The 1,863-nt window shown below is 35.2% G+C and carries 3 protein-coding genes; 2 read left to right on the forward strand and 1 reads right to left on the reverse strand.

The window, feature by feature from the left end; all coding sequences use genetic code 11:
* Positions 1–366 precede the first annotated feature (366 nt).
* Positions 367–639: a stage V sporulation protein SpoVS gene (spoVS, locus tag RCF13_RS10665; RefSeq protein ID WP_074568381.1), complete on the forward strand. Its 273-nt coding sequence runs from the start codon at positions 367–369 to the stop codon at positions 637–639.
* 112 nt (positions 640–751) lie between these two features.
* On the opposite strand, the gene RCF13_RS10670 is transcribed toward spoVS, so the two are convergent.
* Positions 752–1,504, reverse strand: a complete 753-nt coding sequence (locus RCF13_RS10670) for a hypothetical protein (RefSeq protein WP_000499662.1) — start codon at positions 1,502–1,504, stop codon at positions 752–754.
* Between the two features lie 109 nt (positions 1,505–1,613).
* Between RCF13_RS10670 and RCF13_RS10675 the strand changes: the two genes are divergently transcribed.
* Positions 1,614–1,863, forward strand: a 250-nt coding sequence (locus tag RCF13_RS10675) for an HD domain-containing protein (RefSeq protein WP_308141141.1), incomplete at its 3' end; no start/stop codon positions are given.

Here is a 1,863-nt window from a genome sequence, read left to right on the forward strand (position 1 = left end):
AGGATATTATTTGTGAATTTTTTGAAGGAGGTTAATGAATTGCTAGAAAAATGAGCCGAGGTTCTTAATAGATTGAAGTATAGGAGAAATGATTATTATATTAATTTCACCTGAAAAGGAAACATTATTATCTTCAGTTGCACTAATGTTATCGAGTAGTGAATTTCTATGATTTGAATGTTGGTATATTAGAGTCTTTAGTTATCGCTTTTTATTTATGTAGATGGGCAGGAAGAAGACGAAAAGTATCGAATGAATGTACATATGTAGCATTGTTTGCTTTTGGTGTGAATAATAGTAAAAGATACGTTGAAATATTTTAAACCGTAACGAAAGAACGATTAAATTATAGAAGGAGCAACTTACATGGAAAATATATTAAAGGTATCTTCAAAATCAAGCCCAAATGCAGTTGCAGGTGCAATAGCAGGTGTACTAAGAACAAGTGGCAATGTAGAAATTCAAGCGATTGGGGCTGGTTCTTTAAATCAAGCGATTAAAGCAATAGCAATCGCAAGAGGATTTGTTGCTCCAAGTGGTATCGATTTAGCCTTCGTTCCAGCATTTCAAGAGGTTACGATTAATGAACAAGAAAGAACGGCGATTAAATTAATTATAGGTCCTAGGAAGAAAAGGTAACTGCAGTAATTCACTATTGAAATGACATTTAACATAACAAACAAAAAAGTGTCACAAATGCTATAAACCAGGCATTTGTGACACTTTTATAGTTTTGTAAGAATAAAAACCTCTAAAACTGCTCATTCTTCTCCCAAGATTCCACAATATAATGTGCAATCGTCGGATTGAATCCTTTCCCAACTAAAAACATAATGGCAGCAACTTCTGTTAAAGCGTGTTTGTGTGATGTATGTTTTGCTTCATTTAAACCGTAATCTACCCAAGGTTTTACGAAATCTAGTACAGGTTTCTTTAAAGGTAAGAACTGTGTACCGACAACTTGTTGAATTTGTTGTTGCGTTGGTTCTGTAATTGGTCCAGGTGGTAAGATTTGTGGCTGTGTAATATCTAATGTTGGTCCAGGTGGTAAAATTTGTGGTTGTGTAATATCTACTGTTGGTGGTTTAGGTGGTGAGACACGTGCGTCGTAGTTTGGTTGATACATTTGTTGTTGATATTGAGGTTGTTGTGGCTGAGTTGGGTATGGGTTTTGTTGAAACTGTTGTTCTTGAGTTTGTGTTGCTACATATGGATTTTGTTGAAATTGTTGTTCTTGAGTTTGCGGTGCTACATATGGATTTTGTTGAAATTGTTGCTCTTGAGTTTGTGGTACTGCATATGGATTTTGAGGATATTCGTAACTTGGACGTGTGTCATATGGATTTTGCTGAAATTGTTGTTCTTGAGTTTGTGGCGCTGCATATGGATTTTGTTCATATTGTTGCTCTTGTTCTTCATATTGTTCTGTATATCTTTGTTCTTGTTCCTGCGCCTGAGGGTAAAATGGTTGTTGTGGGTAAGGCGGTTGATTATTATAGAACATATTTATTCCTCCTTCATGATGATGCCTACCACCTAGTGTATGGGCGGACAAGAAAATATGTGATGAAAAAATGCGGGCGTGTTACAATAAGTAACTGGGTGAAGATAAAATGACAAAACAAGAAAAGATAGAAAAAACAATTACTTTTGTAAAACATATTTTAGAAAAAGATGCGAGTGGGCATGATTGGTATCATATTGAGCGCGTACATAAACTGGCGATTTCTTTATTCGAGCAAGAAGGAGGAAATCGTTTTATAATTGAAATGGCAGCATTACTTCACGATGTGGCAGATGAGAAGTTAAATGAAAGTGAAGAAGCAGGAATGAAAAAAGTTTCTGATTGGTTAGAAGAGTTAC

It is taken from the genome of Stenotrophomonas maltophilia group sp. RNC7 (assembly GCF_030910085.1).
Classification (GTDB): domain Bacteria; phylum Pseudomonadota; class Gammaproteobacteria; order Xanthomonadales; family Xanthomonadaceae; genus Stenotrophomonas; species Stenotrophomonas sepilia.